Raw genomic sequence first — 23,874 nt, 5'->3', positions numbered from 1 at the left:
GGGGGAAGAGACATGAAAATCATACCAACGGGCATAGAGAGCCTTGACAGGGCTTTGAGCGGCGGTTTCAACAGGGGTTCGACGGTTTTAATAGCCGGAAACCCCGGGGCGGGTAAGACCCACCTTATGCTCCACGTTCTCTACAACAACATGAAGAGGGGCCTAAAGGGAGCCTACATCTCCTTCGCCGAGACCAAGAAGCAGTTCTATGAGGGTGCGCTGAACCAGGGGATAGACCTCAGGGAGATGGAGGAAAAGGGCCTCTTCAGGTTCTACGACATGCTCACCCTGCCGAAGGATGAGTTTGAGGACTTCGTGGACTACCTCGTCACCGATCTGGTGGACTGGAAACCGGACATAGTCGTTTTCGACTCCATAACTGTTTTCGGCCAGGTTTTTGGTGAGATACACCTCAGGGCCTTCCTGCACTCGATAGTGGGCAGACTCGTGAACGCGCTCAACATGCTCGTTTTCCTTATCGACGAGATACCCTACGGTGGAAAGGGTATAGGTTTTGGCATCGAGGAGTTCGTGGCGGACGGGGTTATAGTCCTTGAGATGGAGAAGTACGGCGAGATAATTCGGCGCTACATGAGGATACCCAAGATGCGCAACAGGCCCCTTGAGCGCTACTCATACGAGTACGTGATTACAGATAAGGGCATAGAGGTCTTCGCCGTTCCAGAGCTTGAGTTTGTGGAAGAGGAGAAGAGAAGAGAGCGCATCAGGACGAACATACCCGGCTTCGATGACTTACTCGGGGGCGGCCTCTACGAGGGTAGCATAACGCTTCTTGCTGGCCCAACAGGTTCAGGAAAGACGATACTGGCCCTCAACATAGCCGCGAACCTCTCGAAGGCAGGAAAGAGAGTCCTCTACATAGCCTTCGAGGAAACTGCTGAGGGGCTAAGGGATGCAAAGGAGAAGCTGGGCCTCGAAGGTGAGTTCAAAATACTCTCCCTGGTGCCAGAGGCAAAGACTCCGGTTGAGTACTACGTTATGATAAAGTCCCTCGTGGAGCGAGAAAATGCCGACGTGCTCATAATAGACTCCCTGTCCGCGATGCAGGCTCACATGAACGAGGAGGAGTTCACCAAGGCCCTCCGCTACCTCCAGCTCCTATCAAAGGAGCGCGCTCTAACTCTCGTCCTAACGTACACCGGTGCAGGATGGGAAAAAATGGTGAGGACCGGGTTCAGCACCCTCGTTGACAACCTGGTGTTCCTCATGTACACCTTCCCCAAGGCAATAGGGGAGACGCTTGAGCGCGCGATCATAGTCCTGAAGAGCAGGCGCTCGAAGAGCGACCCAACGCTGAGGCGCTTCACGATAGGGGAAGGGGGGATAAGGATTGAGTGAGTTCCACTCCGAGATAAACAGGGGGATGGTTGTCGCCACCGCCAGGGAACTCCTCACCAAGTTTGGCCCCCACTTCTTAGTTGCCGTGGAGGCGTACCTGAAGGCAAAATACGGGGAAACCCTTGAGCTCGCCGGGAGGGATCCGGAGCTCTTCTACGACGCCGTCAAGGACCTCTTCGGGGAGTTCGCGGCCGTGATGTTCCTCCAGAGCCTGGTGAGGGAGCTCCACCTTAGTGTTGAAGAGGAGAGTGAGGAAGGCCTCCTAAAGGCCCTGAAGAGCTACGTGGGTGAGTGATATGGCTGAGAGGATACTCGAGGTCCTCAAAACCAAGTACGACTTCCTCAGCATAATGCTCCAGGGCCTTGAAGGAGCGATAGAGGATATCTCAAATGAAACAGACCCCCACGAGGTCTACAGGACACTCGTAAGATATTTGGGGGAGTTTCCGACGAGGGCGATGCTCCAGAAGATGGCCGACGAGAAGGGCCTCGGCATCAGGGTTAGAACAGAGGAAGATGTCATAAGGGCCATAGAGCTGGTATCTAAGAAATGAATGGTGGAAATCACAACCCCTTAACAGATATCCCAGGCGGTTCATCTTCCTTTCGTTCAACGCCGAGTATTTCGTCGAACTCGTAGTCATCGCGCAGGCCGAGGAGTATCTCGACCTCCCTCGGCGTGAGCACCGGCTTCCTCCAGTTTTCGTAGTCATCTATCGGGACCCTCGGGCAGGCGACGACGACATAGGCATCGAAGTCAAAGCCCTCCAAAGCCGGGTAGCTTATGTGGTTCATCGCTATCAGCTTAGCGTACTTCCCGTGCTCGCGGAGGAGCTTTACCACGCGCTTCGCCTCCGCAAGCCTTAACTGTCCCTTCTTGGTACTCGTGATTACGCCAAAGCGTTCCGCGTCCATAGCCTTCGCTATCTGCGCCCAGCGCTTCCTGATGAGCCGTTCAGCTTCTTTGTCCATCCATATTGCATCGCCCGAGTAGGGATTTACCGCGAGTGTGGGCTTTCTCGTTGAGATTGCAAGGCCTATCGGGTGGAAATAACCCGCTCCAATGAATAAAACCCCATCGGCATTGACCCTCGCGGCAGAGAAGTTGCAGCCGAGAACCTGTCCAGGCCAGCTGACGCGAGAGTCGCCTTTCCCAACGAGGACTTCAAAACCGTTCTCTTCCAAGAACGTCCTCGCCCTTTCAAGCTGGTGGATGTGCTGGGTCGTTGTTACAAGCGCTATTTTCTTCCCGAGCTTTTTAATCTCTTCAATGTTCCGCTCGAGGGCTGGAACGACGTCGACCTTCGCGAAGGCCGGCACGAAGAGCGTCGGAACCTCGAGGTGGAGCGCCATGTAGCTGTGGCCTAGATGGATAAGGGCGCCGCAGCCGAGCCTTTTGGCCTCTGTATCAGCCGGGTCACAGGCGCCGTAGTTGATGTCGCCGCTTATTATCGCCTCTATCCCATTCCTCTCAAGGAAGTCCGCTAATGCCTGTGCCTCCCCCTTCAGGCCCTCTGGAGTCTGAATGAGAACACGGTTAGCTTTAAGATCGAGAAGCCTTTGAAGTATCTCCTCAAAAGGTATCTCATGCATTGTCTCGCACCTATGCACTCTCAGCGGGAAAGCTTTAAATACTTCTCCCCACCAAATATACCTCGAAGTTCGAGGTATAGGGGTGACCGATATGGAGACCATTGAAGATGTTATTGTTGTCACCACAGAGGCAATCCCCGGCTACAGGATAGTCGAGGTCAAGGGCATTGCCAGAGGGGGCATCGTCAAGGCAACCCATCTTGGGAGGGACATAATGGCCGTCCTCAGGAACATCAAGGGCGGTGAAGTCAAAGAGTACACTGAGATGATGGCCGAGGCGAGGGAAGAAGCTTTGAGAAGAATGGTGCTTCACGCCAAGGAGATGGGGGCCAACGCGGTCGTTGACGTCCGCTTTGCCACTTCAAACGTCGGTTCGAGCGTCGCGGAGGTCTACGCCTACGGAACGGCCGTCGTCGTCGAGAAGGAGTGAGGGCCATGTACCCGTTCCCATTTACCATTCTGGGGGCCTTACTCGCCTGGGCGACGGTTTATGCAGTCGGTTTCAGAAAGCAGAGGTGGGCCGAGTTCATTCTGGGTCTGGCAGCGTTTTTCCTTGCGATGATAGTCCAGAACCCGGTTCAGCAGCTCCCCCTCCTGGGGATCGGCATCAGGTCAAACGCGGACGTTGTGGCGAGGGGAACGGCCTTCACGGTTGCTGTGGCACTCTGGCTTGGATTAGCCGCTGGCTTTGTCCAGGAGGGCGTTAAGTACTACCTCGTCAGGGAGAGAAGGCTCCGTGAGGCCGTCTTCGTTGGCCTCGGCTTTGGCGTGACTGAGGCAGTTGTGATAGCCATCGCCACAGCCATTCCATTGATCACCCGCGGGCTCTCACCGGAAGTGCCCCTTCTGAACGCCCTCGTTTCCATGGGCGAGCGCTATTTCACGACCCTCTTCCACGTAGGAACCGCGGTTCTTTTAGCCTACTACGCCCAAAAAGGCCTGGGAAAGAGGGGACTCCTTTACATGATTGGCCTCCACACGGTACTTGACACAGGTGCGGCATACTTCCAGCTGGCATTCTTTATGGAGCCCCGGCCCGTTCACACGTTAAACGTCCTAGCCTACTTCCTGGAGGCCGCCGTTGCGGTTGTTGGAATCCTAGTGTTTGCTTACGGGGCGTTAAAGGCACTCAGTGAGCCAGAAGTGGAAGAAAGGCCCATATGGTGAGAAAGCTTGCTCGGAAACCCGAAGGAGAAGGCCCTCAAGAAGCTCCGAAAGGAACTCCGCTCCGGCCTTTACTCCTACTTAATTCTTTCCATTCTAGAAAGGGAGGGCGAACTGCACGGCTACGCGATAAGGAAGAGGCTCGGCGAGCTTAGCGGTGGGAGGCTCGTCCCGAGTGAAGGGGCTTTGTACGACATCCTGAAGGGACTTAAAAAGCTCGGCCTTGTGGAGGACGAGTGGGCCGAAGCGGACGGAAGGCCGAGGAAGTACTACCGCCTCACCGAGCTTGGGAGGGAGGTTTTGGGGGAGCTTAGGGATGAAATCAGGGAGACCGTGATGGTCGTAGAGAAGGTGAACGGGGGATGGTAGGGTGGAGTTTCAAACCGCCTTTGAGGTTTTCATAGGCCTGACCCTCCTAGCTGCAGGCCTCTTAACCCTGGCCTTCCGGAACAGACAGAACCCCTTTATTGGGGTTAGGATAGGCTACACTTACATGTCGAAAGAAGCGTGGCGGAAGGCAAACACGGCTGGAGGGCTGTTCTTCGTGGGGTTTTCCCTCTTTCTCGTCATCATGGCCATTGCAGGGGCTTCAATAGGGGCTTTTCTCATCGTCCTCATCGTCGGGGTCCTTGCCGGCGTGGGTGTATCCGTGGCTGTGGCCAAGAGAACGTACGAGCTTGAAGAACTCTCGGAGGAAGCCCCAGAAAAACCCACGGGGGAGAGAATAGAGGCGAACATAAAGCCCTACCTGCTCGTGTAGCTGGCCTTCCTCGGCCTCTATCTACTGCTCGTTGCCGTCAACTGGAACTCCCTACCGGAGCCTATGGCGTCCCACTTCGACGCATCTGGAAACCCAAACGGCTTCATGTCGCGGGCATGGGGAGCGGTGGGCGTGCCTATGATGGTCTGGGCCATGTTCTTCGGCCTCACCCTGCTCGGAAGGGACCCCGGATTCTTCGCGAGGATGAAGCACTTCTCCCCAGCCGACTGGAAAGCTTGGGCCGAGTTCACCACGCTGATGGGCCTCGGGCTGATCGTAGTCTTCTCGATGGTGATCCTCTACAACGTGGGGGCAATCCCAGGGGAGTGGATAGGCTATTCGGCGTGGATATTCCTTGCATTCGTTTTCCTTGGGATATACCGGCTGGCAAAGGCAAAGTAGTCATCCCTCGAGGACCTTCACCAGTTCAGCCCTTTCCTTCTTCCATATAAGGCCGATGCTAATCGCGTGTTGGAGAATGTATTCCGGAAACTCGCCGTTGAAGAAGGCCCTTATCCCCCTTCCCGGGAGGTAGAAGGCGTAAACGCGAACGTTCTCATCGCCGCACTTCCCCCTCGCCACCATGAAGCCCTTCTCGGCGTTGACCCTCACCACGTCCCACGAGAAGACCTCGGCAAGGCCAAAGAACGCTTCAAAGAGCTTGACCCGGGCATCCTTCAATGCCTTGTTTACGGCCTGCCTCGATATCCCGAGGGTCTCGGCTATCTCAACCTCGCGCATTCCTTTAGCTCTCATGAGCCAGACGCGTTCCATGCCCTCAGGGAGTCTGAGCATTCAAACCACCCACTATGATGGATCTAAGCCCCTTCAGAAATCTCTCCTTGGAGGCTGACTCTCCGAGGAGGACTATCTTTTCATTTTCGGTTTTGATTATGATCGCGTCTTGACCATAATCCTCGCTGGAGATAACATCGAAGAAGCCGTAGGCGATAACACCCAAACTGAACTCGGGATGCCGGAGGTAAAAGAACGCCAGTGCCGAGAATAGGGAGATGATTCCAGAAGCCACAACCCGGATTCTCTTATCTACCGGCCTAAAGAGGTAGTCAAGGGACGAGAGCAGTGAGATATACATCCAGAAAATTCCGTAGGACTCTCCCCTAAGAAGCAGGAGGATCCCCACGAATAGTCCAGTTGTTAGACACCCTATGGGAACCCAAGGCCTTTGAAACTGTCCGATCATCCTGATTCCATATGCCCCAGGTAGTTCTATGACCTCAACCACCTCGTCTAGGAGGATTTCCTTTTTGGCGAGGGGGATTGGTCTTCCAATCCTGATGACTATTTTCTGGCCCTCTATTTTGGCCTCGCCCGTGAAGGAAATGTAGACGATAAGCCAGAGAGAAAGCCCCATGAGAATCCAGCTGACTTTCTCGCCTGTTAGGAGGGACACCGCAAGAAGTAGGAAGGGCATGAGAACAACCGGATGGTCCACTATTCTAAGTGGCATCTCAACACCTCCGGGGGTCTCCCTCCTATGTCTTCAATTTTTACCCTGAAAGGAGCATACCTGCGTATGGGATCTTCATCTTTCATAACACGGCCAAGCTTCATGCCCTTCACCTTGTCAACCTAAGTAAATTGACAAAATATTTAAGCCTTTCGATAACCTTAAATTATCCGACTCACTCTTTCCTGTGGTGATGCCATGTCTCTCGAGGAACTCTACCGCCACATAAACTGGCGGATGAACCCGGGTGACGGGAGGGCCAGGGAGCGGTTTGGAGAGTTGTTGAAGTTCTTCGAGTCCCTTGAGTGGCTCCCCCGGAACGGAAGGGTCCTCGACCTCTGCGCCGGCACGGGGATAGCCGGAGTTGCCCTGGCGAAGGCTACCGGTGCAAAGCTCCTAACGGTTTTAGATGCGAGAAGCGATGACCTCGAGCTTGCCCGCGAGTGGCTTGAGGTGGCGGGCATAAACCCGGAGCTCAGAACGGTTCAGGGGGACGCGAGGGAAGCTGCCAAACTCGCAGGCGAGCATGACGTAGCGGTTCTCTGGGGTTACACGATGCCGCACTTCGACCCCTTTGACGCTGTAAAACTGTTCGCGAACGTCGCACTTGTCCTCAGCGACGACGGGGTCTTCATGATAGAGGACATGGATAGGGTCTACTGGATACTTTACAGGGCCGGTTACCGAGAGTTCCTGATTGAGGGGCGCAAGGGCGACCATACGATAGCCTCGATGCACGAGGGCTACGACATCCTTAGAGGCACGTTCAAACGGGGCTACTACCTCCTCCCGGGCTTCAGGAAGGTAAGCACCGTGGATTTCCACTACTGGGACATAGCGACGCAGCTGGCCATTGGAAGCGTCTTCTTCAGGGAGTACGAACTCATAGGGCGCGAGGAACACGGGGTTGGGGGTGTTGGGAAGATCCTCGTCTTCAAAAAACCGGATAAAAAGGTGGCGGAGCTCAAAGTGAGTAGTGCTCCGGCCGCCTGTCCCTAAAGACGTCGTTCATCTCGTTTATTCTCTTGTTTCTCGCGAGTTCGAGGTCTATTTCCACCACGCCGACCTCCTCCCCGTCCTCGCTGCCCATGGCTAAAACCTCCGCCTTCGGTGAGGCTATCGTGCTCTTGCCTATGAACCTCAGCCCGAACTCCTCGCCAACCCTGTTGGCGGTTATCGTGTAAACCCTGTTCTCCAAAGCCCTTATAGGCATGGCCCTCGGCGCGTAGGGCATCACGAGGTTGCTCGGGTGGGCTATAATGTCAGCGCCCTTCAAAGCTAAAGTCCTCGCCGATTCGGGGAAGAACCAGTCGAAGCAAATCATAACGCCCACCTTCGCGATGCCTATGTTGAAGACATGGAAGCCGAGGTTACCGGGCTCGAAGAAGAGCTTCTCGCGGTGGAAGAGGTGCACCTTGCGATACTTTCCAATGTATCCGCTTCCTATAGGCCCGGTTATGACGGCGGAGTTGTAGAGCTTCCCATTCTCATCCTTTTCGGCCGTTCCTGCAACTATGAACACCCCAAGCTCCCTCGAGAGCTCCATGAGGAACTGGGTCGTTGGACCATCCGGAATTTCTCCAGCAACGCTCTCAACCTCCTCCCTGCTCCTGAAGTTGTAGCCGGTGTCGAAGAGTTCCGGCAGAACAATGAGCTTTGCGCCTTTGTCGGCCGCTATGCGAATCAGCTCCTCTGCCCTCGAGTAGTTCACTTCCGGCTCGAGGAAAACAGGCCTCATCTGAACGTAGGCGACCTTCATGGTACCACCTAGAAAGAATCGTGCCAGGGGCAAATAAGGTTAGCGGCGGAGTGGGGGCAAAATGTCAAATATTACAGTTGAGTTTTTACCGTTTTCCCAGTGTTTAAGGAGCCAAGTGAAGATTGAAATACGAATCACAACGCAACACCCAATAGAACGAGGCAAACATAATATTTGGCCAGCAGAAGCTGTTTTTACCCCGGAAAAATAGGCGGACTAAAACCGAAGCTCCAGCGTCCATTTCGCGGCTCAAAGGCCCTTCTGTATCTTTTTTGCCGTTAGAAAGGGAGAAACCTTTCCTCACGGAAAAGCTTAAAAAGGGACTCCCGGAGCTAAGGCTGGAGAGAAACTCAGGGGTGATGATCATGAAGAGGCGCCCGAGGAAGTGGAAGAAGAAGGGAAGGATGAGGTGGAAGTGGATCAAGAAGAGGATCAGGAGGCTCAAGAGGCAGCGCAGGAAGGAGCGCGGACTTATCTGATGCTCCTCCTTTTTCTCCACGTTTTCGGTGGTTCTATGGACTCTTTTGATGACCTTGAGAGGCTCTCCCTGGAGATGGAGACTTCGCATGGAAAGACGCTTCTCATAGCCGACCCGCACATCGGGTTCGAGCTATCGAGGGGACTGAGGATAAGGACACACTTCGAGGAGAGGCTCGCGGCTTTCGTTTCCGAGAAGGACCCAGACCTGCTCGTCATCCTCGGGGACGTGAAGGAGCCAATAGGGCTGAGCTTCACGGTCAAGCGCCTTCTCATGGGCTTCTTCTCGGACCTGCGTGAAATCCCAACGGTGATAACAAAGGGAAACCACGACGGAAGGATAGAGGAGGTCGCCGGAAAGTTCCCCCACGTTCAGGTCACCGAGCACCTCCTGCTGGACGAGGAACTCTTCCTTCACGGGCACACGAACCTGCAGGGGGTGGAGTTCAGGGAGGCGTACCTCGGCCACATTCACCCCGCGTACACGTTCAAGAGCGGGGGTGTCTCGCGGAAGACCAAGGTCTTCGTCCGTGCGGGGAAGTTTCTGATACTCCCAACAGTGAACCCGTTCATAGAGGGCTTTGACGTGAGGGAAGGAGTAAGAATGGTGCCCTTTTTGAGGGGCGTCCCCTCGCTGGACCTCTTTCTGCCGGAAGGGGTTTACGTTGGCAGGGTCCAGCTCCGGTGAAACCCGACGTCCAGTATCGTCCAGTCCACGGGTAAAGTTTATAACCTAGTATGAAGATAATCTTTCATAGGTGAGAATACATACGTATCAGGTGAGAGTGATGAGTGACGTCTACGAGAGGCTTGAGGCACTGCTGCGTTCGCTGGGGGTGAAGAAGACCGAGCTGAAAATATACAGACTTCTTCTTGAGAAAAAACAACCGATGAGGATAACCGAGATACAGAGAGAGCTCGGCATAAGCGAGCGCTCCGTCAGGGAGCATGTCCTGAGCCTCTACCGTAAGGGCATCCTCAGGAGGACGCTCATCGAACAGGGCTGGCTCGGCTACACTTACAGCGCCGTTTCTCCGGGCGAGGTCCTCGATAACATAAAGCGCAACCTCTTAAAAAGGATAAACGAGCTGGAGCAGGAGCTAAAGGGCTCCAGAGCCGGCGAGGGCTAAAGGAACCTCACAACTCCCGCCTTCTCCAGGATGATCACGAGCCTCTCCAGCTTTTCTCCCTCCACATCTCCGTACTCCTCCTTCAGGGCCTCAAAGGCCCTCTCCTTCGGAAGGAGCTCCCCAAGCATCAGGAGCTCGTGCAGGTGCGCCAGTACTTTTCTGTCCCCCGTCAGCTCCTTGAACTCCTCAGCTAGCTTTTCATCCCTCTCGCGTATGAAACGCTCCGAGACCACGCCCTTGATTTCCCAGACGAGCCAGGGCTTTTCCTCAAAGCGGTGCCCGCTCTCGATGCCGAGAAAATCAGAATCCCTCGCGAGGCCCATCATCACCAGCCTCTCGGCCTCTTCGGTCTCCTGCTCCCGTGAGAGTTCGCCCAGGTACTTCATGGCGTAGCCCCTGGCGAAGCGCCGGAGCTCATCCCCTTCAGCCTTCGCGAGGGCAAGGGCCGTTGCAAGAACTGCTTTTCCGATGATCTCTATGCTCTCCTTGCTCACCTTGTCAACGGTGTCCTCGCTCGAGTGGTAGAAGCGGTCAGGCCAGGTTATCGGCATCGTTGAGGGTATCCCAAAGAAGTTGAAGACGTCGTGGTCGCTGCCCATCTCGTAGGGGAAACTCTTGAGCCTGAGCCTCGGAAGAGGACTGCCAGAGAAGCTCTTTCCTCCCTCGTTCGCCAGTTCAAGGAAGTACTCGAGCAGGCCCGAAACGATGGAAAACCTCGACAGGGGCGTCCTCACGAGCATCACCGTCGACCCGGAGCGGTCCGGACTTCCAGCCACCATATCAAGGTTTATAACGGCGTAGTACTTTTCCAGCTCCGCATACTGCTCAACGAAGGCCTGCGTCCCGTAGTACTCCGGAACCCAGAGGAAGGCAAAGCCGAAGCGAGAAGAGCCGTCGTGGAGCCTGCTGAGAACCCTCGCGAGCTCCATCAGCATCGCACTGCCGCTGGCGTTGTCGTTTGCCCCAGGCTTCGGATGGCAGATGTGGGCCGTGAAGAGAATGAAAGGCGGCTCCCCTATCTCAGCGTAGAGTATCGGGAGAACTTCCCGCTCTTTTATCTGGGCTTTGACCTCGATCTTCGCCTCCACCTTCTCCCCGGAGTTCAGCTTCCTGATCATCTCCTTAGCAAGGCCCTCAGGAACGGCCACGGCAGGAATCCGCGCCCACTCTAGGTCCGCCTTCGTCAGAAAAAGCCCGATGTAGGGGATGGCGTTGCCCGTTCCCTCCCGGTAGGCGATGAAGCCGGCCGCACCCTTCTCGTTTGCGCGCCGGTAAGCCTCGCGCCACTCCTTCCCGGCCAGGACTATCTTTCCTTCAACATTTTCCCAGTCTTTCTCCCTCGCCACGTGGACGATCTCGCCCTCGGCACTCCCACTCGGAGAGTGTGCCATGACGACGAGGGGGCTCTGCCCGGTTGTGATGGTCTTTCCGAGAACTTCCACCTTTCCCTCAACAACGTCCCATGCTATTGGTGCCCTGAGCGTGAGATACCTGCTCTCACCATCGTAGACCTCCTCGTAAAGCTCCGGACTGATGCCCCAGATGCGGAGTTCCTCCCGTATGAACCTGACCGCCTCAGGGAGTTCCTTTGAGCCCTGTATCCTGTGGAACTGGCTTATCTCCGCTATGTAGTGCAGAACCCTGTTCGGGTCAAAAACTTCGGCTTCCTTCAAAAAGCGCCTCATGGGTATCCCCATCCAATATAGGGCCAGCGGATATTTAAGCTAAGCGGAGAAAGGAGAAACGAGAGGAAAACAATCATCCCCACGTGACGTGCCTGTTGACGAGGAAGCGGACTGTGAAAGAGACCACGATGCCCACGAGGTTGGAGATGAGGTAGTGAAGCCCAATGTACACAAGGCCCGCGTAGATGACCCACTGCACGACCGCGCCCGTGAGCGCGGCTATGTGGAAGTTCAGGAGGCGCCTCAAGAGGGGCTTTCTCTTGAGGTCCTTGAAGGTCCAGAGGTCGTTCCAGGTGAAGTTGTTGAGGATGGCCAGCTCTGTCGCGGGTATGTTGGCGAGTATCTTGTCCCAGCCCAGGAAGTTGACAAAGGCCCAGAGGAAGCCCTCGTTGACGAGAACGCCCGAGAGGCCAACGAGGGTGAACTTGATTATCCTGTCCAGCTCACCTTCCCAGCGCATAAGCCTGTAGACGTGCTTGAGGTAGCTGACCATCGTCTTTCCGCTCAGCTTGCTCTCGCCGGCCTTCCTCAGGCCGAAGGTGAAGGGCACCTCGACGACCTTATTATAGCGCCCCTTGATGAGTATCTCCATGAGTATCTTGAAGCCTATCGGGTTGAGTTCGGTCCCCTCGACAACCTCTCGCTTTAGGGCGAAGAAGCCGCTCACTGGGTCCTTCACATCCCTTATCTTCGGAAGGGCGAGGCGGCCTATCATTATCGCACCCTTGGAGATGAGCTTCCTGTACCAGTACCAGTTCTTGACAGCCCCACCGGGGACGTACCTGCTGGCGATTGCTATGTCGGCTCCGCTTTCTATGGCCTCCACAAGCTCGGGTATCTTCTCCGGCGGATGCTGCAAATCAGCGTCCATCACGACAAAGACGTCTCCTTCAGCTTCCTTGAAGCCCCTTATTACAGCGGAGGAGAGGCCCTTCTCATCTGTCCGTCTGATAACCTTCAGGGGGTACCTTTCCGAGAGCTTTTGGGCGAACTCCCAGGTTCTATCAGGGGAATCATCATCAACAACAATGATTTCATAGTCGTAATCCCGCAGAGCGCTGTTTATTCTCTCAAAGAGCTCCTCGAGGTTCTCCCTCTCGTTGTAGGTCGGGATTATAACCGAGACCTTCACTACCCTTCCCTCCGATGCACTTGGGTAAATCCGTAAACTTTATAAGCCCTACGAATTCCCTTAAGGGCGGGCAGTGGGGCCGTGGGGTAGCTTGGCCTATCCTTCCGGCTTCGGGAGCCGGGGACCCGAGTTCAAATCTCGGCGGCCCCACCAACACAAACTTCGCCTGCGCGAAGTTTGATCAAGGTTTGCATGTCACTTCTAAAAGTTCCTGGTTTTGGAAGGATTTGTTCTCCCGTTAACGCTTTTTAAAGTGTGTTTCACTGTAATAATAACGCCCAGAGGGATTAATGGGAAGTTGAAACCTGTTTTGGATTGCTTTCTAGATTCAAACCCCTTCAAACTTGCCATCTTAAAGAGACACGCAAACTTATTCTGGGAAGTTTTGGCAGGGGTTTATTCTTCGATCAAACTTTGCAAAGCAAAGTTTGCTTGCTGGCGCAAAGCGTTGACGGAAAGATTGCGCGCTGTTTTGAAAATGCTGAATTCCCGAGTGGGTTTGCTCATTAACCATAATTTCTCGAACGTTTGCTCTCCTCAAGGCGTCTGAAGGACGCCAGAACAAAACGCAAACCCGTCTGGAAGGATTCTTTTGGAAGTAAACCCATGCTTTAACAGGGTCCCGAAATGTGCATGCTAATACCATCGCCTATTTTTGCGCAGGGGACTTTTTTGCCCAAGCTTTTGGAAAAAGCTTGCTCGCGAAGTTTCATCAAAGTTTGTAGCCCCTTCTTGAAGTGCCGCTTATGAAGGTTTTCTACTTTAAATTAATTGTTCCGAGGGAGAACTCCGTTAGAGGCCCATTTTAAAGGAGTTTGCACTGAAAAGATGCCCTTCAGGCGTAGAATAAGCTAAAGGCCAGGTAACAAGAAAATCCCTCAGTCATTGCCCTTCTCGTTCCAGTCCTCCAGAATATGAGTGTGGCGCATTTTGTCGGCGAAGTCCCAGAACTTCGGGATCGCCATGAGGAGCACACCTATGCCAAGGATTATAACCGCCAAAACTGCAACCGCCAAGCCATCGCTGCTGAAGGCCCAGAACGTCATGATGAACGGTGCCAAGGCTATACCCAATATAACAGAGACCGTTATCAGCATAAGCAGCCTGTAGCCGTACCTCTCCATGAAGAGGGCGAAGTCCATATCCTTCACCGGAGCAAGTTGGTAATTGGGGGTATAAATGCATTTCCGCAGGATAAAATTTATAAAGGCAACCCAACACCTAATCAACGGGCACAGCCCCGTGGTGTAGCGGCCAAGCATGCGGGACTCTGGATCCCGCGACCGGGGTTCGAATCCCCGCGGGGCTACCATTCAACTGGGCTCCAGACGAACTTCGAACCCCGTGTTCTACCTTTCATCATAACTTGTGCCCTTGGGGATTCTCCCAGTTTTTCCGCTGATCCTTGGATCACGTCCAAGAGGTTGTTAGCTTCTTGCGTTCTCCCCTTGCCTTTTCAAAGTCGGTTTGGCCGTGCTCTTCAGCCCTGCCGGCAAATTCTGAAGGCACTCCCCTTCCTTAAAGAACTCTCAAGCTTTGGGTTTCCTTCAAAAAAATCCCCTGAGAAATCTTATTTTGACCCAAAAAGCTGTGAAATCGAACTTTTTAGGAAGCCTTTTAAGGAGAACCCCCTAGTAGAGTTAGGTAGAATTTTAGTAACTTGTCTTGCTTGTTAAGATTCTGGCGCTTTAATCAGCTGAGAGCGGATATAGGCGGTGAGAAATTATGAATGGGACGGTAAACCTTGAGCGTGAGATCAGGATCCTTCTCCAGAGAAGGGGACCGCTTAGTGTTGCGTTTATCACAAGGTTTCTGAACGAGATGGGTATTGACTGCACCAGGCAGAAGGTCGAGAGGGTTCTCAGAAACCTCGTTTTGAACGGCGTGGTCGAGGCTTTCTACAACGGCGGACGGTACAACAGAAGAAGGCATTATCGGTTGAGGTGAGCGAGTTGATCAACAACGCGCCCTCCAACATGATCCTTGGGAACGAGAGGAGGATGCTACTTATAGAGTTCCTTCAGATGAGGAATGGCAGGGCCGAGCTCAGGGAGATAGTCGAGTACATTGCGGAAAAAGAGGGAAACACCGACAGGAAGCACAGGAAGAGCGTCTACGTGAGCCTCATGCAGACTCATATACCCAAACTTGAGCATGAGGGCGTTCTGACCTTCGAGCGTGGGGTGATAACGCTCCTCCAGGTCCCCGACAACGTCACGCTCTACATGGAAGTCGTTCAGAGAAACGACATAAGCTGGAGCACCTTCTACGCGGGCATCTCCTTTATCTTCGCCATTACTGCCCTCTGGTTCGGCAACTCCCTTCTCCTGTTTGCCTCGCTGACCTACCTTCTGGTTGCGGTGGTTCAGCACATGAAAACTTACAAAGTTTTGAGGCCCAGAGATGAGGAGAGCCCCAAAAAACCTGATGGTAATGGCGAGTAACGTGGCGTTACCCCCGGGTAACCTCCAACTTCATATATATCCCGGGCCCAAGTGACTGTGGAGCGACCGTAATGGTTGCCCGCCAAGGGGCATCTATATGGTGCAGTTGATGTGGCAAATGAGTGCCACGGAATTGAAGCAGGTCTTTTAAGACCCAGCACTCACAACCGTGGCCTGTTCCATGATGCCTCCAAACGGAGGCGAAAAAATTGAGAAAGAATATTGTTTTAGGCATTTTTGGCCTGTTGGTGGCCTTTGGCCTCGTTTTAGGGGCAGGAGCCAACTTCAGGGACTACAACGCGGACAGGAGCGTGCATTGGGATATAGTCAGCGATGACAACGAGCTCATCGATCTGACTCCAGTGCAGCCCTACGCGTACATTAACGATGGCGGCGTTCTCGTGGTTGACATCAGCCCGGAAAACCCGCACTGGCCGGGATACGGAAACGGCCTCAGCCCGAACTCAGAGTACAACTTTGACGAGGTATTCAACGTGAGCAACGACCTTTGGGAAGAGGGAATGGCAATAGTCGTCAGGATAACCAGCGACAACTCAGTTATTCAGTTCTATGGAGCTGACATGGACATACACGACAGCGCAAATGGTACAGTTGTTTACGCGAGCGACAACGCTAAGAACGACGTGTGCTTCGTTGTGCAGAACGGAGATGCAGTTAGCGTTGGCATGGACTTCACCGTTGGAAACGACGCACCCGGCACGATCAACAATGCAGCAATACACATCGAAGCCTACAGACTCGGCACCGAGCCGCAAGAGCTCGTTGGCAAGTGCGGTCAGTGAAGGAGGAATGAAAGATGAATAAACTATTTGGATTGGCCTTCCTTATGATTGGAATGCTCCTGGCAGTAGGCGCGGGTGCCAACTTCAGGTACTACGCCGCCGACAGGTCTGCATCATTCCAGGTTGTCTCAGACGACAACGAGCTTATTGATTTGACTGCCCTGCAGCCCTACGTAACCTACGACGCTGGAAAGCTCTACGTGGACATAAGCCAGTACAACCCGAACTACAACCAGAGCCGTGGATGGGGAACAGGCATGAGCCCGAACACTACCTACGTCTTTGAGGAGATGTTCGAGGTAAGCAACGAGCTCTGGGAGAACAACCAGACCGACTACCCGATCTGTGTTAAGATAAAGACCGACCACGACAACGTCCTCATCTTCGCGGGCAACTACACCAACACCATAGCAGGGCCCGACGACAACATAGAGTTCACAGTTGAACACGGCAACCCCATACCCATTGGCATGATCTTTGACAACACCAACGCCACCCTTAACATGGACCAGTTCCAGATGAGCTTCGAGGCACACGCAGGTGCATGCGTACCGCAGGAGTGATTTCTTTCCGGGGCCTTTGCCCCAATCTTTGACTTAATTTGAGAAGGCCTGAAGATGAAAAAACTGATAGAAAACATAATAGTCTTCATTGTTATCATGTTCCTGATCACTTCAGTCATGGGATTCGTTCTTGATAGGCCTGTTCTGATTTCGTACGCTTATTCTGAAAGCATGACCCCCACGATAAACAAGGGGGATCTGTTCTTCATAAACCCGCTCTCAAAGGGCGGGGAAGTCGGTGATATCATTGTCTTTCACAGGAGAGATGGATGGACCGTCCACAGGATATTCGCGGTAACGGACGAAGGATACATCACGAAGGGAGACAACAACGTCGCCACAGACCAGCAGGATGGTGCATACCCCCCGGTTAATCGGGAGGACATAATCGGAAAGGTCATGGCGGTGGGAAACCATCCCCTCGTTATCAGGGGAGGAGGTGCCCTCATAGAGTCCGCCAGAAGCAAACTAACGAACATCTACGCGGTAGCGGTGATACTGCTCCTGGGAGCGTTCCTCACGTTTTCAGGGGGGAATAACCGCAGGGGACACGGCAGGAAGAAGAGGTTTCTCAAGTTATCAATGCGCACGGTGTATGCCGTCGTATCGGTGGGCATAGTGGCGGGGTTCATCTTCGTAACGGTTGCATCATGGGGGACCCTAGCCTTCACTTACTCTTCCACCCTTGCGAGCGGGCAGATGGAAGGATGGTACCTCCCCGGAAGCACTTTCGAGAAAAACCTGAGCATAGAGAACAGGGCCATCTATCCTTTCCACTACTTCATAGGGACAAAGAGCGTCAGGGTGACCATTCTAAACGAAAAGCAGTTCAAGATAGACGGAAAGGGCTCACATGAGGTCCTAATGAAAGTCTCAGTTCCCGAAGACACAAAAATCTACCGCGAGGAAATAGAGGTACGTTCGTATCCGGCGATACTTCCCGGGAGGCTCGTGGCGGCGATGTACAAAATCAACCCATACCTCCCCTTGATCCCGTACACGCTGGAACTGGCCGCAATACTGCTGGCCTTATACTACATGGCAGACATTGGACAGGGCGAAGTGATTAGAATCAGGATCAGGAGGAGAAGCCTCCTGAGCAAAATAGCAGGAGATGGTTGATATGAAAATGGCGTTCTTTTTTGTCGCACTGGTTTTTGGGGCACTTCTCGTGGTCGGGTCAAGCGGCAACTTCAAGGAGTACAACTCCACAAGGGAGGTAGCCGTTACCGTAGTGCCCCACGATAGGGAGTACATGGGCTTCGTGTGCGAGAGGGGATACGCGGCCGTCATTACCGTGAGTTCAAATTCCGAACAGGACTTCAACGCCCTAACCGTCATGAACTACCTGCCGGAGGACAAAGACGTTGACATAGCGCTCTCTCCCGACTACTCGGGCCTGCCCGGAGGACTGGGCGTGTCCATAGAAACCGACGACGGAGCCCCCAGGACGTTGGCACCGAGCGAGGAGTACACTTTTCTGGGGCATGTAAGTTCCGGAAACGTTGAGCCCGGGGAGTACATAATCCCAATGGACATGTACGCCACGTGGGACGGGGGAGGTGCCTCTATATCGGCATGCCCCATAAAGCTCATCGTGGTCAACAGACCGAGGATCGAGAAGATACTGCTCTCAGGGAACACAAGCGACATCCCCATGAAGACGTTCCAGAAGTGGACGTTCCAGATAGTCGTGACAAACCCGACGGGCGAAGACCTTGACCTTACCATAGCGGACACTATTCCAGCGGAGTTCAACGTGAGCCTCGGAGAAACCGGGGCCAGCTCGGGAACCTACAGCTTCCACCCCGCCAACGGTGGTGGCCATGGACACTCCATGCCCGCAACCAAGATGGAGTGGGACGTTACGGTTCCCGCCGGCGGAAGCGAACACCTAAATGTGACGATATTCACGAGGGTAAACGGAGGCAACCAGCAGGAGTTCACATCATGTGGGGATTACTCCCTGAACAATGGGGCGGAGATTAAAGGCTACGGCATCGTCAGCAACCCGCTCTGGGTGTCCGTGGCGTGCTGTGACGACAATGAAGATGATGAGCAGTGCGATGGACATGGGGGCTGACCACAGTGTTTTTTCATTTTTATAGCATGAGAGTTATGGAGGGTGTTGATTTATGAAAGAACTTTCTTTGGACAAGGCTAAAGCAATCAAGATCACGTTGGCGGTTTTCATCGGTATGTCGGTTCTGTTTGGGGCATATTCTGCAATGGCATACAGTACAGATCCGACCACCACCCAAGTTACGTACAAAACGCTCTATATGGAGAAGGGAGAGCTGAGTCACGCGGGATTCTTCTCAAACGAGACGATATACAAAAACGGGACCAGCCTGAAGTACTACCCTGAGAAGATAACGGGGCTGATTGTGGGCAACTATGACTACTCGATAGCCCCGGAAACGGAAGGGAACTACAGAGCAGTTCTGAGAACGGACTACTACGTGGTCTCCAACAAAGAGAGGATATACCTAATGAACACGACTCAAGAAGCATGGAGCGGAAAGTTCTCCGGATCGTTCTCTATACCAGTGACCTTCAACATCAGCAAGATCAACGGTGAACTGAAGGTTCTACGGGAAGGAACGGGCCTATTCCGCGCCAGTGTGGATACATACCTTCTTGTAGAGGTTCAGATGGCAGGGAAGGAGCCTTTTACCCACAGGATAACGCTTGCAAAGGACACATCGGGGATGCTGAAACTTACAGAGCCTGAGAAGGACTACAAAAAGGTCGAGAGGTACACCAACACCACGGCGAACAGCATAAACTTCGCCGGCAAAGAGGTGCTCGTATCAACAGGCAGGACGGTCTTTCCGGCCCTAGCACTGCTCTTCATGATGCCCCCGCTGGGATTCGCTTACACCCACAGGGAGAAGAAACCCAAAGACGAACTGAAGGGGCTCAGGAAGTTCATGGTGGAGGGAGTTCCCAGCGAAGTTGAAGCCATGGATCCCGTGGAGCTGAGTTCGGCGGAAGACCTTGAGAGGGTCTTTGACCTCGTGGACAAGCCGATAGTACACTACACCAAGGACGGACATGACGTCTACGCCGTGGTGGATGGGGAACTCGTCTACGAGTACCGCAAGCCCCTACCCCGGGAAGGGAAAAAGGCCAACTGAAAGCTTTCACCCTTCCAGGCTTTTTTAGGTTTTCTTAACCAACAACTTTAAAAGCACTACCCAAAAGCCTAAGCTAGAAGTTCTGCAAAAAGGTTAGAGGTGGTTAGAGATGAACCCGTTCCACGAGCTTGAGCCCGGACCGGAGGTTCCAGAGGTTGTGTACGCTCTCATAGAGATACCGAAGGGGAGCAGGAACAAGTACGAGCTCGACAAGAAGACCGGCCTTCTGAAGCTCGACCGCGTCCTTTACAGCCCGTTCTTCTACCCGGTCGACTACGGAATCATCCCGCAGACCTGGTACGACGACGGCGATCCCTTCGACATAATGGTCATAATGCGCGAGCCGGTCTACCCGCTCACCATCATCGAGGCCAGGCCCATAGGCATAATGAAGATGGAAGACAGCGGCGACAAGGACTGGAAGGTTCTCGCCGTCCCTGTCGAGGACCCGTACTTCGAAGACTGGAAGGACATCGACGACGTTCCGAAGGCCTTCCTCGACGAGATAGCCCACTTCTTCCAGAGGTACAAGGAGCTCCAGGGCAAGGTCACCACCGTTGAGGGCTGGGGCAACGCCGAGGAGGCCAAGAAGGAAATACTCCGCGCCATAGAGCTCTACAAGGAGAAGTTCGGGAAGAAGGAGTGATTTCTTTTCCCCCTTATTCCTCAAGGAGGTTGAGGCATGTACAAGCTCCTCAAGATTAAGGACGTCGTCAGGATTCCGCCCAGGATGTTCACGATGGACCCCAAGGAGGCGGCGAAGCTCGTCCTCCGCGAGACCTACGAGGGTATCTATGACAGAGACGAGGGCGTCGTTCTGGCGGTCATGGACGTTGAAGACATCGGGCAGGGCGTTATCGTCCCAGGGGACGGCGCCACCTACCACGAGGTTGTCTTTGACGTCCTTGTCTGGAAGCCCGAGATGCACGAGGTCGTTGAGGGCGAGGTCATCGACGTCGCCCCCTACGGTGCCTTCATAAGAATCGGCCCGATGGACGGTCTCGTCCACATCAGCCAGCTCATGGACGACTACGTCGTCTTCGACGAGAAGAACAAGCAGTTCCTCGGCAAGGAGACCAACAGAACCCTCAAGCTCGGTGACTACGTGAGGGCCAGGGTCATAGCGATAAGCGTTAAGAGCCGCGTCATAAGGGAGAACAAGATAGGCCTCACAATGAGACAGCCGGGCCTCGGGAAGAGGGACTGGATAGAGAAGGAGAAGCACAAGGAGGCTGAGGCTTAATGGTGAAGGAGCGCGCCTGCAGGCACTGCCACTACATAACCACAGAGGACCGCTGTCCCGTCTGCGGTAGCAGAGACCTCAGCGATGAGTGGTTCGACCTCGTCATAATCACCGACCCAGAGAAGAGCAGGATAGCCGAGAAGCTGGGGGTTAAGGTCCCCGGCAAATACGCCATAAGGGTCAGATGATGCTGTACTTCAAGCTAACTCCCGAACTCAGAAGGGAGCTGAAGCACCCGCTGGGCAGGTTAGTCCGCGGGGAAATTCCCGAGCCGTACCTCAGGGTTAGGGGCGAGCTTGAAGGGGCGAGACACGTCGTTACCGTCGGCGATGTGGTTACCGAGAACGTGCTCAGGCTCGGCATTCAGCCGAGCGTTGCGATATACGACCACAAGACCAAGAGGCACGAGTACAACCCAGGCATAGAGACCGACGCCGTTGTAATGACCGTCCAGAACCCTGCTGGAACGGTAACGAAAGCTTTATTAAACGCAATCAGAAAGGGCTTTGGACTGGCCGAAAGGGGCCGGAGGGTTTACATAAAGGTGAACGGCGAGGAGGATTTGGCCGCTATTCCAGCGGTCCTCTACGCTCCGTATGGGAGTTTGGTCCTCTACGGCCAGCCCGATGAGGGAGTAGTGCTTATAAAGGTAACACCCGAATGCAAGCTCAAGTGTGGAAAGCTCATGTCGAAGATGGAGGTGGTTCGCGATGGAGATTAAGGTTACCGAGATAAGGGAGAACAAGCTCCTCGGGAGGAAGGAGATATACTTCGATGTCATCCACGAGGGAGAGCCAACCCCGAGCAGGGCCGACGTCAAGGGCAAGCTCGTCGCGATGCTCGACCTCAACCCGGAGACCGTCGTCGTCCAGTACATAAGGAGCTACTTCGGTAGCAGGGTCAGCAAGGGCTACGCCAAGGCCTACGAGAGCAGGGAGAGGATGCTCTACATCGAGCCCGAATACATCCTCGTTAGGGATGGCTTGATAGAGAAGCAGGAGGAGTGAGGTGGTTTAAATGACCAAGGGTAAGGGCGGTAAGAAGACCAGCCAGAAGTGGAAGATGTACGAGGTTCAGGGCGGAAAGGTCAAGAGGAAGAACAAGTTCTGCCCGCGCTGCGGTCCGGGCGTCTTCATGGCCGAGCACAAGGACCGCTGGAGCTGCGGCCGCTGCGGCTACACCGAGTGGAAGAGGAAGTGATTTCCTTTTCCCTTCCAATAATCCACGCTTTTCTGACTTCTGGTGTTGTCCATGCCCCTTTACTACGGCCTCAACATTAAACTCCACCCTCAAGTGTATGAACCTGCAGAGGACACATTCCTGCTCGCGGAGAACCTCGCCGTCAGGGAAGGTGACACTGCCCTCGACATGGGCACGGGGACGGGGCTTATAGCACTCCTGATGGCGAGGAGGGCAAAGTTCGTCCTCGGGGTCGATGTAAACCCGATTGCTGTTGAGTTGGCGAGGGAGAACGCCAGGCTGAACGGGATCCAAAACGTCGAATTCTTCTTAAGCGACCTCTTTGAGAACGTTTCTGGAAGATTCGACGTTATAACCTTCAACGCCCCATACCTGCCCGGCGAGCCTGAGGAGCCGATTGACCTGGCCCTAGTGGGAGGGGAAACGGGGAGAGAAGTTCTCGACAGGTTCATCAAGGAAGTGCCGGACTATCTAAAACCCGGCGGAATCGTCCAAGTAGTCCAGAGTTCGATAACCGGGGTTGAGGAAACCCTCAAAAGGCTGGAAAAAGTTGGATTGACCGCGAGGGTTGCCGCTAAGAGGCACATCTTCTTCGAGGATATATTGCTGATAAACGCTCAGGCGAGATGGTAGCGCCTGATTTCGAGGAGGAGCTTAACCTTCGGCCTTTCCGGGGCGTCAACGTCGTCCTCAAAGAAGTCGATTTCAATCTCCCTTGCCTTCAGCTCGGGTTGGGGTTTTATCTGCTCGAACATGGAAGGAAACACGAGTCCAGGCTTTTAAACCTTTCGCAGATTGCCGAATTATTTTTCGACGATAAAATACATTCCGCACCTTTGTCCAGCAACTTTTTAAAAGCGTCCGCCCAAGGCAACCCCAAAGAGAGGATTAGGTGAGGCTAATGGCGATAACCTTTGTATCCAACCCGAACATGCCCGAGGAGATGGCGAGACTCTTCAGGAAGCAGCATTACGCTCTGGTGGGGAGGCACAGCTCGGTGAAGCTCTGCCACTGGCTCAAGGAGAGCATAAAGCACGACCGCTTCTGCTACAAGCAGAAGTTCTACAACATACACTCCCACCGCTGCCTCCAGATGACGCCCGTAACAGCGTGGTGCACCCACAACTGCATATTCTGCTGGCGCCCGATGGAGGGCTTCCTAGGAACCGAACTGCCGGAACCATGGGACGACCCGGCCTTCATCGTCGAGGAGAGCATAAAGGCCCAGAGGAAGCTCCTCGTCGGCTACAAGGGAATGCCGGGTATAAACATGAAGAAGTTTGAGGAAGCCTGGAACCCGAAGCATGCGGCCATAAGCCTCTCGGGCGAGCCGATGCTCTACCCCTACATGGGCGACCTAGTGGAGGAGTTCCATAAGAGGGGGTTCACCACCTTCATAGTCACCAACGGAACCGTCCCGGAGAGACTTGAGGAGATGAAGCGCGAGGATAAACTCCCGACCCAGCTCTACGTCTCGCTCACCGCCCCCGACATCGAGACATACAACCGCGTCAACGTCCCCATGATCCCCGACGGCTGGGACAGGATAAAGGAGACGCTTGCGCTAATGAGGGACGCTCAGACAAGGACCGTGATAAGACTCACCCTCGTCAAGGGCGAGAACATGCACAACCCTGAAGGATATGCGAAGCTCATAAAGCTCGCCAACCCGATGTTCGTCGAGGCAAAGGCATACATGTTCGTCGGCTTCTCAAGGAACAGGCTGACCATCAACAACATGCCGCGCCATGAGGAGATTAAAGCCTTCGCGGAGGAGCTGGTGAAATACTTACCCGGCTACCACATAGAGGACGAGTACGAGCCCAGCAGGGTCGTGCTTATAATGCGGGACGACGTTGACCCACACGGGACCGGAGTAAACGGCCGCTTCATAAAGCACTGAATCATTCTCTGTTTTATCCCTTTTCGACGATGGAAAAAGTTTATTTAT

General features: G+C 54.1%; 35 protein-coding genes, 2 tRNA genes and 1 pseudogene. 29 read left to right on the top strand and 9 right to left on the bottom strand.

From position 1 onward, the window contains the following. Positions 1-12: 12 nt before the first annotated feature. Genes A3L08_RS03530 through A3L08_RS03520 form a run of 3 tightly spaced genes read left to right on the top strand, consistent with a single transcriptional unit; the run spans position 13 to position 1,913 of the window. Entirely contained in the window at positions 13-1,359 is a 1,347-nt protein-coding gene (locus tag A3L08_RS03530; protein ID WP_088853721.1) for an ATPase domain-containing protein, read from the top strand. After that, positions 1,352-1,654: a NitrOD5 domain-containing protein gene (locus A3L08_RS03525; protein WP_088853720.1), complete on the top strand. Its 303-nt coding sequence runs from the start codon at positions 1,352-1,354 to the stop codon at positions 1,652-1,654. Before A3L08_RS03530 ends, A3L08_RS03525 begins: the two co-directional genes overlap by 8 nt. A gap of 1 nt (position 1,655) precedes the next feature. Then, on the top strand, positions 1,656-1,913 hold the full coding sequence (locus A3L08_RS03520) for a hypothetical protein (RefSeq protein ID WP_088853719.1): 258 nt from the start codon (positions 1,656-1,658) through the stop codon (positions 1,911-1,913). Between the two features lie 10 nt (positions 1,914-1,923). On the opposite strand, the gene dph2 is transcribed toward A3L08_RS03520, so the two are convergent. Further along, positions 1,924-2,952, bottom strand: a complete 1,029-nt coding sequence (gene dph2, locus A3L08_RS03515; protein ID WP_088853718.1) for a diphthamide biosynthesis enzyme Dph2 — start codon at positions 2,950-2,952, stop codon at positions 1,924-1,926. 91 nt (positions 2,953-3,043) lie between these two features. Between dph2 and A3L08_RS03510 the strand changes: the two genes are divergently transcribed. The 6 genes and pseudogenes from A3L08_RS03510 to A3L08_RS10075 all read left to right on the top strand — a co-directional run bounded on the left by A3L08_RS03510 (position 3,044) and on the right by A3L08_RS10075 (position 5,278). Further along, positions 3,044-3,382: a YbjQ family protein gene (locus A3L08_RS03510; RefSeq protein ID WP_088853717.1), complete on the top strand. Its 339-nt coding sequence runs from the start codon at positions 3,044-3,046 to the stop codon at positions 3,380-3,382. A gap of 5 nt (positions 3,383-3,387) precedes the next feature. Further along, entirely contained in the window at positions 3,388-4,119 is a 732-nt protein-coding gene (locus A3L08_RS03505) for a YhfC family intramembrane metalloprotease (protein ID WP_088853716.1), read from the top strand. A 6-nt stretch (positions 4,120-4,125) separates the two neighbouring features. After that, a complete protein-coding gene (locus A3L08_RS03500; RefSeq protein ID WP_088853715.1) occupies positions 4,126-4,485 on the top strand; it encodes a PadR family transcriptional regulator in 360 nt (119 codons plus the stop codon). A 1-nt stretch (position 4,486) separates the two neighbouring features. Next, a complete protein-coding gene (locus A3L08_RS10085) occupies positions 4,487-4,876 on the top strand; it encodes an SdpI family protein (RefSeq protein WP_232461759.1) in 390 nt (129 codons plus the stop codon). Next, positions 4,877-5,008 (top strand): annotated as a pseudogene (locus tag A3L08_RS10290) (DUF1648 domain-containing protein); the annotation flags it as partial. Beyond that, positions 5,009-5,278 carry a hypothetical protein gene (locus A3L08_RS10075; protein ID WP_232461796.1) on the top strand — a complete coding sequence of 90 codons (270 nt, stop codon included), beginning with the start codon at positions 5,009-5,011 and terminating at the stop codon, positions 5,276-5,278. On the opposite strand, the gene A3L08_RS03490 is transcribed toward A3L08_RS10075, so the two are convergent. From A3L08_RS03490 to A3L08_RS10220, 3 genes are read right to left on the bottom strand one after another with little or no spacing between them, the layout of a single operon-like run. Beyond that, positions 5,279-5,671, bottom strand: coding sequence for a sigma factor-like helix-turn-helix DNA-binding protein (locus A3L08_RS03490; RefSeq protein ID WP_088853714.1), 393 nt, complete (start codon positions 5,669-5,671; stop codon positions 5,279-5,281). Beyond that, positions 5,655-6,347, bottom strand: coding sequence for a hypothetical protein (locus tag A3L08_RS03485; protein WP_088853713.1), 693 nt, complete (start codon positions 6,345-6,347; stop codon positions 5,655-5,657). Before A3L08_RS03485 ends, A3L08_RS03490 begins: the two co-directional genes overlap by 17 nt. After that, positions 6,332-6,460, bottom strand: coding sequence for a hypothetical protein (locus A3L08_RS10220; RefSeq protein ID WP_257789348.1), 129 nt, complete (start codon positions 6,458-6,460; stop codon positions 6,332-6,334). Before A3L08_RS10220 ends, A3L08_RS03485 begins: the two co-directional genes overlap by 16 nt. Before the next feature lie 85 nt (positions 6,461-6,545). Between A3L08_RS10220 and A3L08_RS03480 the strand changes: the two genes are divergently transcribed. Next, entirely contained in the window at positions 6,546-7,346 is an 801-nt protein-coding gene (locus A3L08_RS03480) for a class I SAM-dependent methyltransferase (RefSeq protein ID WP_088853712.1), read from the top strand. Here A3L08_RS03480 and A3L08_RS03475 read toward each other — a convergent pair. Continuing rightward, positions 7,312-8,106, bottom strand: coding sequence for a nitrilase (locus A3L08_RS03475; protein ID WP_088853711.1), 795 nt, complete (start codon positions 8,104-8,106; stop codon positions 7,312-7,314). The genes A3L08_RS03480 and A3L08_RS03475 overlap by 35 nt on opposite strands. A 514-nt stretch (positions 8,107-8,620) precedes the next feature. Here A3L08_RS03475 and A3L08_RS03470 point away from each other — a divergent pair. Then, on the top strand, positions 8,621-9,271 hold the full coding sequence (locus tag A3L08_RS03470; protein WP_088853710.1) for a metallophosphoesterase: 651 nt from the start codon (positions 8,621-8,623) through the stop codon (positions 9,269-9,271). A 100-nt stretch (positions 9,272-9,371) separates the two neighbouring features. Beyond that, a complete protein-coding gene (locus A3L08_RS03465) occupies positions 9,372-9,713 on the top strand; it encodes a transcriptional regulator (protein WP_088853709.1) in 342 nt (113 codons plus the stop codon). Here A3L08_RS03465 and A3L08_RS03460 read toward each other — a convergent pair. Both A3L08_RS03460 and A3L08_RS03455 read right to left on the bottom strand, forming a co-directional pair. Beyond that, on the bottom strand, positions 9,710-11,398 hold the full coding sequence (locus tag A3L08_RS03460) for a DUF4910 domain-containing protein (RefSeq protein WP_088853708.1): 1,689 nt from the start codon (positions 11,396-11,398) through the stop codon (positions 9,710-9,712). The two genes, A3L08_RS03465 and A3L08_RS03460, sit on opposite strands and share 4 nt — an antisense overlap. A 73-nt stretch (positions 11,399-11,471) precedes the next feature. Continuing rightward, on the bottom strand, positions 11,472-12,530 hold the full coding sequence (locus tag A3L08_RS03455; protein WP_088853707.1) for a glycosyltransferase: 1,059 nt from the start codon (positions 12,528-12,530) through the stop codon (positions 11,472-11,474). 75 nt (positions 12,531-12,605) lie between these two features. Here A3L08_RS03455 and A3L08_RS03450 point away from each other — a divergent pair. Continuing rightward, positions 12,606-12,683: transfer RNA gene (locus tag A3L08_RS03450), tRNA-Pro, on the top strand. A 725-nt stretch (positions 12,684-13,408) separates the two neighbouring features. On the opposite strand, the gene A3L08_RS03445 is transcribed toward A3L08_RS03450, so the two are convergent. Beyond that, positions 13,409-13,672, bottom strand: a complete 264-nt coding sequence (locus A3L08_RS03445) for a hypothetical protein (RefSeq protein WP_088853706.1) — start codon at positions 13,670-13,672, stop codon at positions 13,409-13,411. Positions 13,673-13,766: 94 nt separating this feature from the next. Between A3L08_RS03445 and A3L08_RS03440 the strand changes: the two genes are divergently transcribed. The 15 genes from A3L08_RS03440 to A3L08_RS03370 all read left to right on the top strand — a co-directional run bounded on the left by A3L08_RS03440 (position 13,767) and on the right by A3L08_RS03370 (position 22,556). Then, positions 13,767-13,842 (top strand) — tRNA-Gln (locus A3L08_RS03440). 413 nt (positions 13,843-14,255) lie between these two features. Beyond that, the gene (locus tag A3L08_RS03435) at positions 14,256-14,477 is read left to right on the top strand and encodes a hypothetical protein (protein ID WP_088853705.1); all 222 of its coding nucleotides are present in this window, start codon (positions 14,256-14,258) and stop codon (positions 14,475-14,477) included. 29 nt (positions 14,478-14,506) lie between these two features. Next, positions 14,507-14,974 (top strand): DUF7344 domain-containing protein, encoded by a 468-nt coding sequence (locus tag A3L08_RS03430; protein WP_198362145.1) that lies wholly within the window; start codon positions 14,507-14,509, stop codon positions 14,972-14,974. Positions 14,975-15,183: 209 nt separating this feature from the next. Further along, positions 15,184-15,777 carry a DUF1102 domain-containing protein gene (locus tag A3L08_RS03425; protein ID WP_088853703.1) on the top strand — a complete coding sequence of 198 codons (594 nt, stop codon included), beginning with the start codon at positions 15,184-15,186 and terminating at the stop codon, positions 15,775-15,777. A gap of 14 nt (positions 15,778-15,791) precedes the next feature. After that, positions 15,792-16,340 carry a DUF1102 domain-containing protein gene (locus A3L08_RS03420; protein ID WP_088853702.1) on the top strand — a complete coding sequence of 183 codons (549 nt, stop codon included), beginning with the start codon at positions 15,792-15,794 and terminating at the stop codon, positions 16,338-16,340. A 54-nt stretch (positions 16,341-16,394) separates the two neighbouring features. Beyond that, a complete protein-coding gene (locus tag A3L08_RS03415; protein WP_088853701.1) occupies positions 16,395-17,462 on the top strand; it encodes a signal peptidase I in 1,068 nt (355 codons plus the stop codon). Then, complete coding sequence (locus A3L08_RS03410) at positions 17,455-18,423, top strand: hypothetical protein (RefSeq protein ID WP_232461758.1); 969 nt, start codon at positions 17,455-17,457, stop codon at positions 18,421-18,423. Before A3L08_RS03415 ends, A3L08_RS03410 begins: the two co-directional genes overlap by 8 nt. 52 nt (positions 18,424-18,475) lie before the next feature. Further along, positions 18,476-19,480: a DUF5305 family protein gene (locus A3L08_RS03405; protein ID WP_088853699.1), complete on the top strand. Its 1,005-nt coding sequence runs from the start codon at positions 18,476-18,478 to the stop codon at positions 19,478-19,480. 109 nt (positions 19,481-19,589) lie between these two features. Continuing rightward, on the top strand, positions 19,590-20,126 hold the full coding sequence (locus tag A3L08_RS03400; protein ID WP_088853698.1) for an inorganic diphosphatase: 537 nt from the start codon (positions 19,590-19,592) through the stop codon (positions 20,124-20,126). 36 nt (positions 20,127-20,162) lie between these two features. Continuing rightward, complete coding sequence (locus A3L08_RS03395) at positions 20,163-20,723, top strand: DNA-directed RNA polymerase (RefSeq protein ID WP_088853697.1); 561 nt, start codon at positions 20,163-20,165, stop codon at positions 20,721-20,723. Positions 20,724-20,725: 2 nt separating this feature from the next. Beyond that, a complete protein-coding gene (spt4, locus tag A3L08_RS03390) occupies positions 20,726-20,911 on the top strand; it encodes a transcription elongation factor subunit Spt4 (protein WP_198362144.1) in 186 nt (61 codons plus the stop codon). Then, on the top strand, positions 20,911-21,444 hold the full coding sequence (locus A3L08_RS03385) for a GTP-dependent dephospho-CoA kinase (protein WP_088854880.1): 534 nt from the start codon (positions 20,911-20,913) through the stop codon (positions 21,442-21,444). Before spt4 ends, A3L08_RS03385 begins: the two co-directional genes overlap by 1 nt. After that, positions 21,434-21,730, top strand: coding sequence for a 30S ribosomal protein S24e (locus A3L08_RS03380; RefSeq protein ID WP_088853695.1), 297 nt, complete (start codon positions 21,434-21,436; stop codon positions 21,728-21,730). Before A3L08_RS03385 ends, A3L08_RS03380 begins: the two co-directional genes overlap by 11 nt. 10 nt (positions 21,731-21,740) lie before the next feature. After that, positions 21,741-21,923 (top strand): 30S ribosomal protein S27ae, encoded by a 183-nt coding sequence (locus tag A3L08_RS03375; protein WP_088853694.1) that lies wholly within the window; start codon positions 21,741-21,743, stop codon positions 21,921-21,923. A 51-nt stretch (positions 21,924-21,974) separates the two neighbouring features. Next, positions 21,975-22,556 carry a HemK2/MTQ2 family protein methyltransferase gene (locus A3L08_RS03370; protein WP_088853693.1) on the top strand — a complete coding sequence of 194 codons (582 nt, stop codon included), beginning with the start codon at positions 21,975-21,977 and terminating at the stop codon, positions 22,554-22,556. Here A3L08_RS03370 and A3L08_RS09990 read toward each other — a convergent pair. Continuing rightward, entirely contained in the window at positions 22,541-22,678 is a 138-nt protein-coding gene (locus tag A3L08_RS09990; RefSeq protein WP_198362134.1) for a hypothetical protein, read from the bottom strand. The two genes, A3L08_RS03370 and A3L08_RS09990, sit on opposite strands and share 16 nt — an antisense overlap. A gap of 146 nt (positions 22,679-22,824) precedes the next feature. Between A3L08_RS09990 and twy1 the strand changes: the two genes are divergently transcribed. Continuing rightward, entirely contained in the window at positions 22,825-23,826 is a 1,002-nt protein-coding gene (gene twy1 / locus A3L08_RS03365; RefSeq protein WP_088853692.1) for a 4-demethylwyosine synthase TYW1, read from the top strand. Positions 23,827-23,874: the final 48 nt, after the last annotated feature.

This window comes from Thermococcus pacificus, from assembly GCF_002214485.1.
In the GTDB taxonomy this organism is placed as follows: Archaea; Methanobacteriota_B; Thermococci; order Thermococcales; family Thermococcaceae; genus Thermococcus; species Thermococcus pacificus.
This window is presented reverse-complemented; position numbering and strand designations above follow the sequence as displayed.

What these genes read in the sequence shown, in the direction of transcription:
- A3L08_RS03530 (WP_088853721.1), top strand. Translation starts at nt 13, where the DNA reads ATGAAAATCATACCAACGGGCATAGAGAGCCTTGACAGGGCTTTGAGC.
- A3L08_RS03520 (WP_088853719.1), top strand. Translation starts at nt 1,656, where the DNA reads ATGGCTGAGAGGATACTCGAGGTCCTCAAAACCAAGTACGACTTCCTC.
- dph2 (WP_088853718.1), bottom strand. Translation starts at nt 2,952, where the DNA reads ATGCATGAGATACCTTTTGAGGAGATACTTCAAAGGCTTCTCGATCTT.
- A3L08_RS03510 (WP_088853717.1), top strand. Translation starts at nt 3,044, where the DNA reads ATGGAGACCATTGAAGATGTTATTGTTGTCACCACAGAGGCAATCCCC.
- A3L08_RS03505 (WP_088853716.1), top strand. Translation starts at nt 3,388, where the DNA reads ATGTACCCGTTCCCATTTACCATTCTGGGGGCCTTACTCGCCTGGGCG.
- A3L08_RS03490 (WP_088853714.1), bottom strand. Translation starts at nt 5,671, where the DNA reads ATGCTCAGACTCCCTGAGGGCATGGAACGCGTCTGGCTCATGAGAGCT.
- A3L08_RS03485 (WP_088853713.1), bottom strand. Translation starts at nt 6,347, where the DNA reads ATGCCACTTAGAATAGTGGACCATCCGGTTGTTCTCATGCCCTTCCTA.
- A3L08_RS03480 (WP_088853712.1), top strand. Translation starts at nt 6,546, where the DNA reads ATGTCTCTCGAGGAACTCTACCGCCACATAAACTGGCGGATGAACCCG.
- A3L08_RS03475 (WP_088853711.1), bottom strand. Translation starts at nt 8,106, where the DNA reads ATGAAGGTCGCCTACGTTCAGATGAGGCCTGTTTTCCTCGAGCCGGAA.
- A3L08_RS03470 (WP_088853710.1), top strand. Translation starts at nt 8,621, where the DNA reads ATGGACTCTTTTGATGACCTTGAGAGGCTCTCCCTGGAGATGGAGACT.
- A3L08_RS03465 (WP_088853709.1), top strand. Translation starts at nt 9,372, where the DNA reads ATGAGTGACGTCTACGAGAGGCTTGAGGCACTGCTGCGTTCGCTGGGG.
- A3L08_RS03460 (WP_088853708.1), bottom strand. Translation starts at nt 11,398, where the DNA reads ATGAGGCGCTTTTTGAAGGAAGCCGAAGTTTTTGACCCGAACAGGGTT.
- A3L08_RS03445 (WP_088853706.1), bottom strand. Translation starts at nt 13,672, where the DNA reads ATGGACTTCGCCCTCTTCATGGAGAGGTACGGCTACAGGCTGCTTATG.
- A3L08_RS03435 (WP_088853705.1), top strand. Translation starts at nt 14,256, where the DNA reads ATGAATGGGACGGTAAACCTTGAGCGTGAGATCAGGATCCTTCTCCAG.
- A3L08_RS03430 (WP_198362145.1), top strand. Translation starts at nt 14,507, where the DNA reads ATGATCCTTGGGAACGAGAGGAGGATGCTACTTATAGAGTTCCTTCAG.
- A3L08_RS03420 (WP_088853702.1), top strand. Translation starts at nt 15,792, where the DNA reads ATGAATAAACTATTTGGATTGGCCTTCCTTATGATTGGAATGCTCCTG.
- A3L08_RS03415 (WP_088853701.1), top strand. Translation starts at nt 16,395, where the DNA reads ATGAAAAAACTGATAGAAAACATAATAGTCTTCATTGTTATCATGTTC.
- A3L08_RS03410 (WP_232461758.1), top strand. Translation starts at nt 17,455, where the DNA reads ATGGTTGATATGAAAATGGCGTTCTTTTTTGTCGCACTGGTTTTTGGG.
- A3L08_RS03405 (WP_088853699.1), top strand. Translation starts at nt 18,476, where the DNA reads ATGAAAGAACTTTCTTTGGACAAGGCTAAAGCAATCAAGATCACGTTG.
- A3L08_RS03400 (WP_088853698.1), top strand. Translation starts at nt 19,590, where the DNA reads ATGAACCCGTTCCACGAGCTTGAGCCCGGACCGGAGGTTCCAGAGGTT.
- A3L08_RS03395 (WP_088853697.1), top strand. Translation starts at nt 20,163, where the DNA reads ATGTACAAGCTCCTCAAGATTAAGGACGTCGTCAGGATTCCGCCCAGG.
- A3L08_RS03385 (WP_088854880.1), top strand. Translation starts at nt 20,911, where the DNA reads ATGCTGTACTTCAAGCTAACTCCCGAACTCAGAAGGGAGCTGAAGCAC.
- A3L08_RS03380 (WP_088853695.1), top strand. Translation starts at nt 21,434, where the DNA reads ATGGAGATTAAGGTTACCGAGATAAGGGAGAACAAGCTCCTCGGGAGG.
- A3L08_RS03375 (WP_088853694.1), top strand. Translation starts at nt 21,741, where the DNA reads ATGACCAAGGGTAAGGGCGGTAAGAAGACCAGCCAGAAGTGGAAGATG.
- A3L08_RS03370 (WP_088853693.1), top strand. Translation starts at nt 21,975, where the DNA reads ATGCCCCTTTACTACGGCCTCAACATTAAACTCCACCCTCAAGTGTAT.
- A3L08_RS09990 (WP_198362134.1), bottom strand. Translation starts at nt 22,678, where the DNA reads ATGTTCGAGCAGATAAAACCCCAACCCGAGCTGAAGGCAAGGGAGATT.
- twy1 (WP_088853692.1), top strand. Translation starts at nt 22,825, where the DNA reads ATGGCGATAACCTTTGTATCCAACCCGAACATGCCCGAGGAGATGGCG.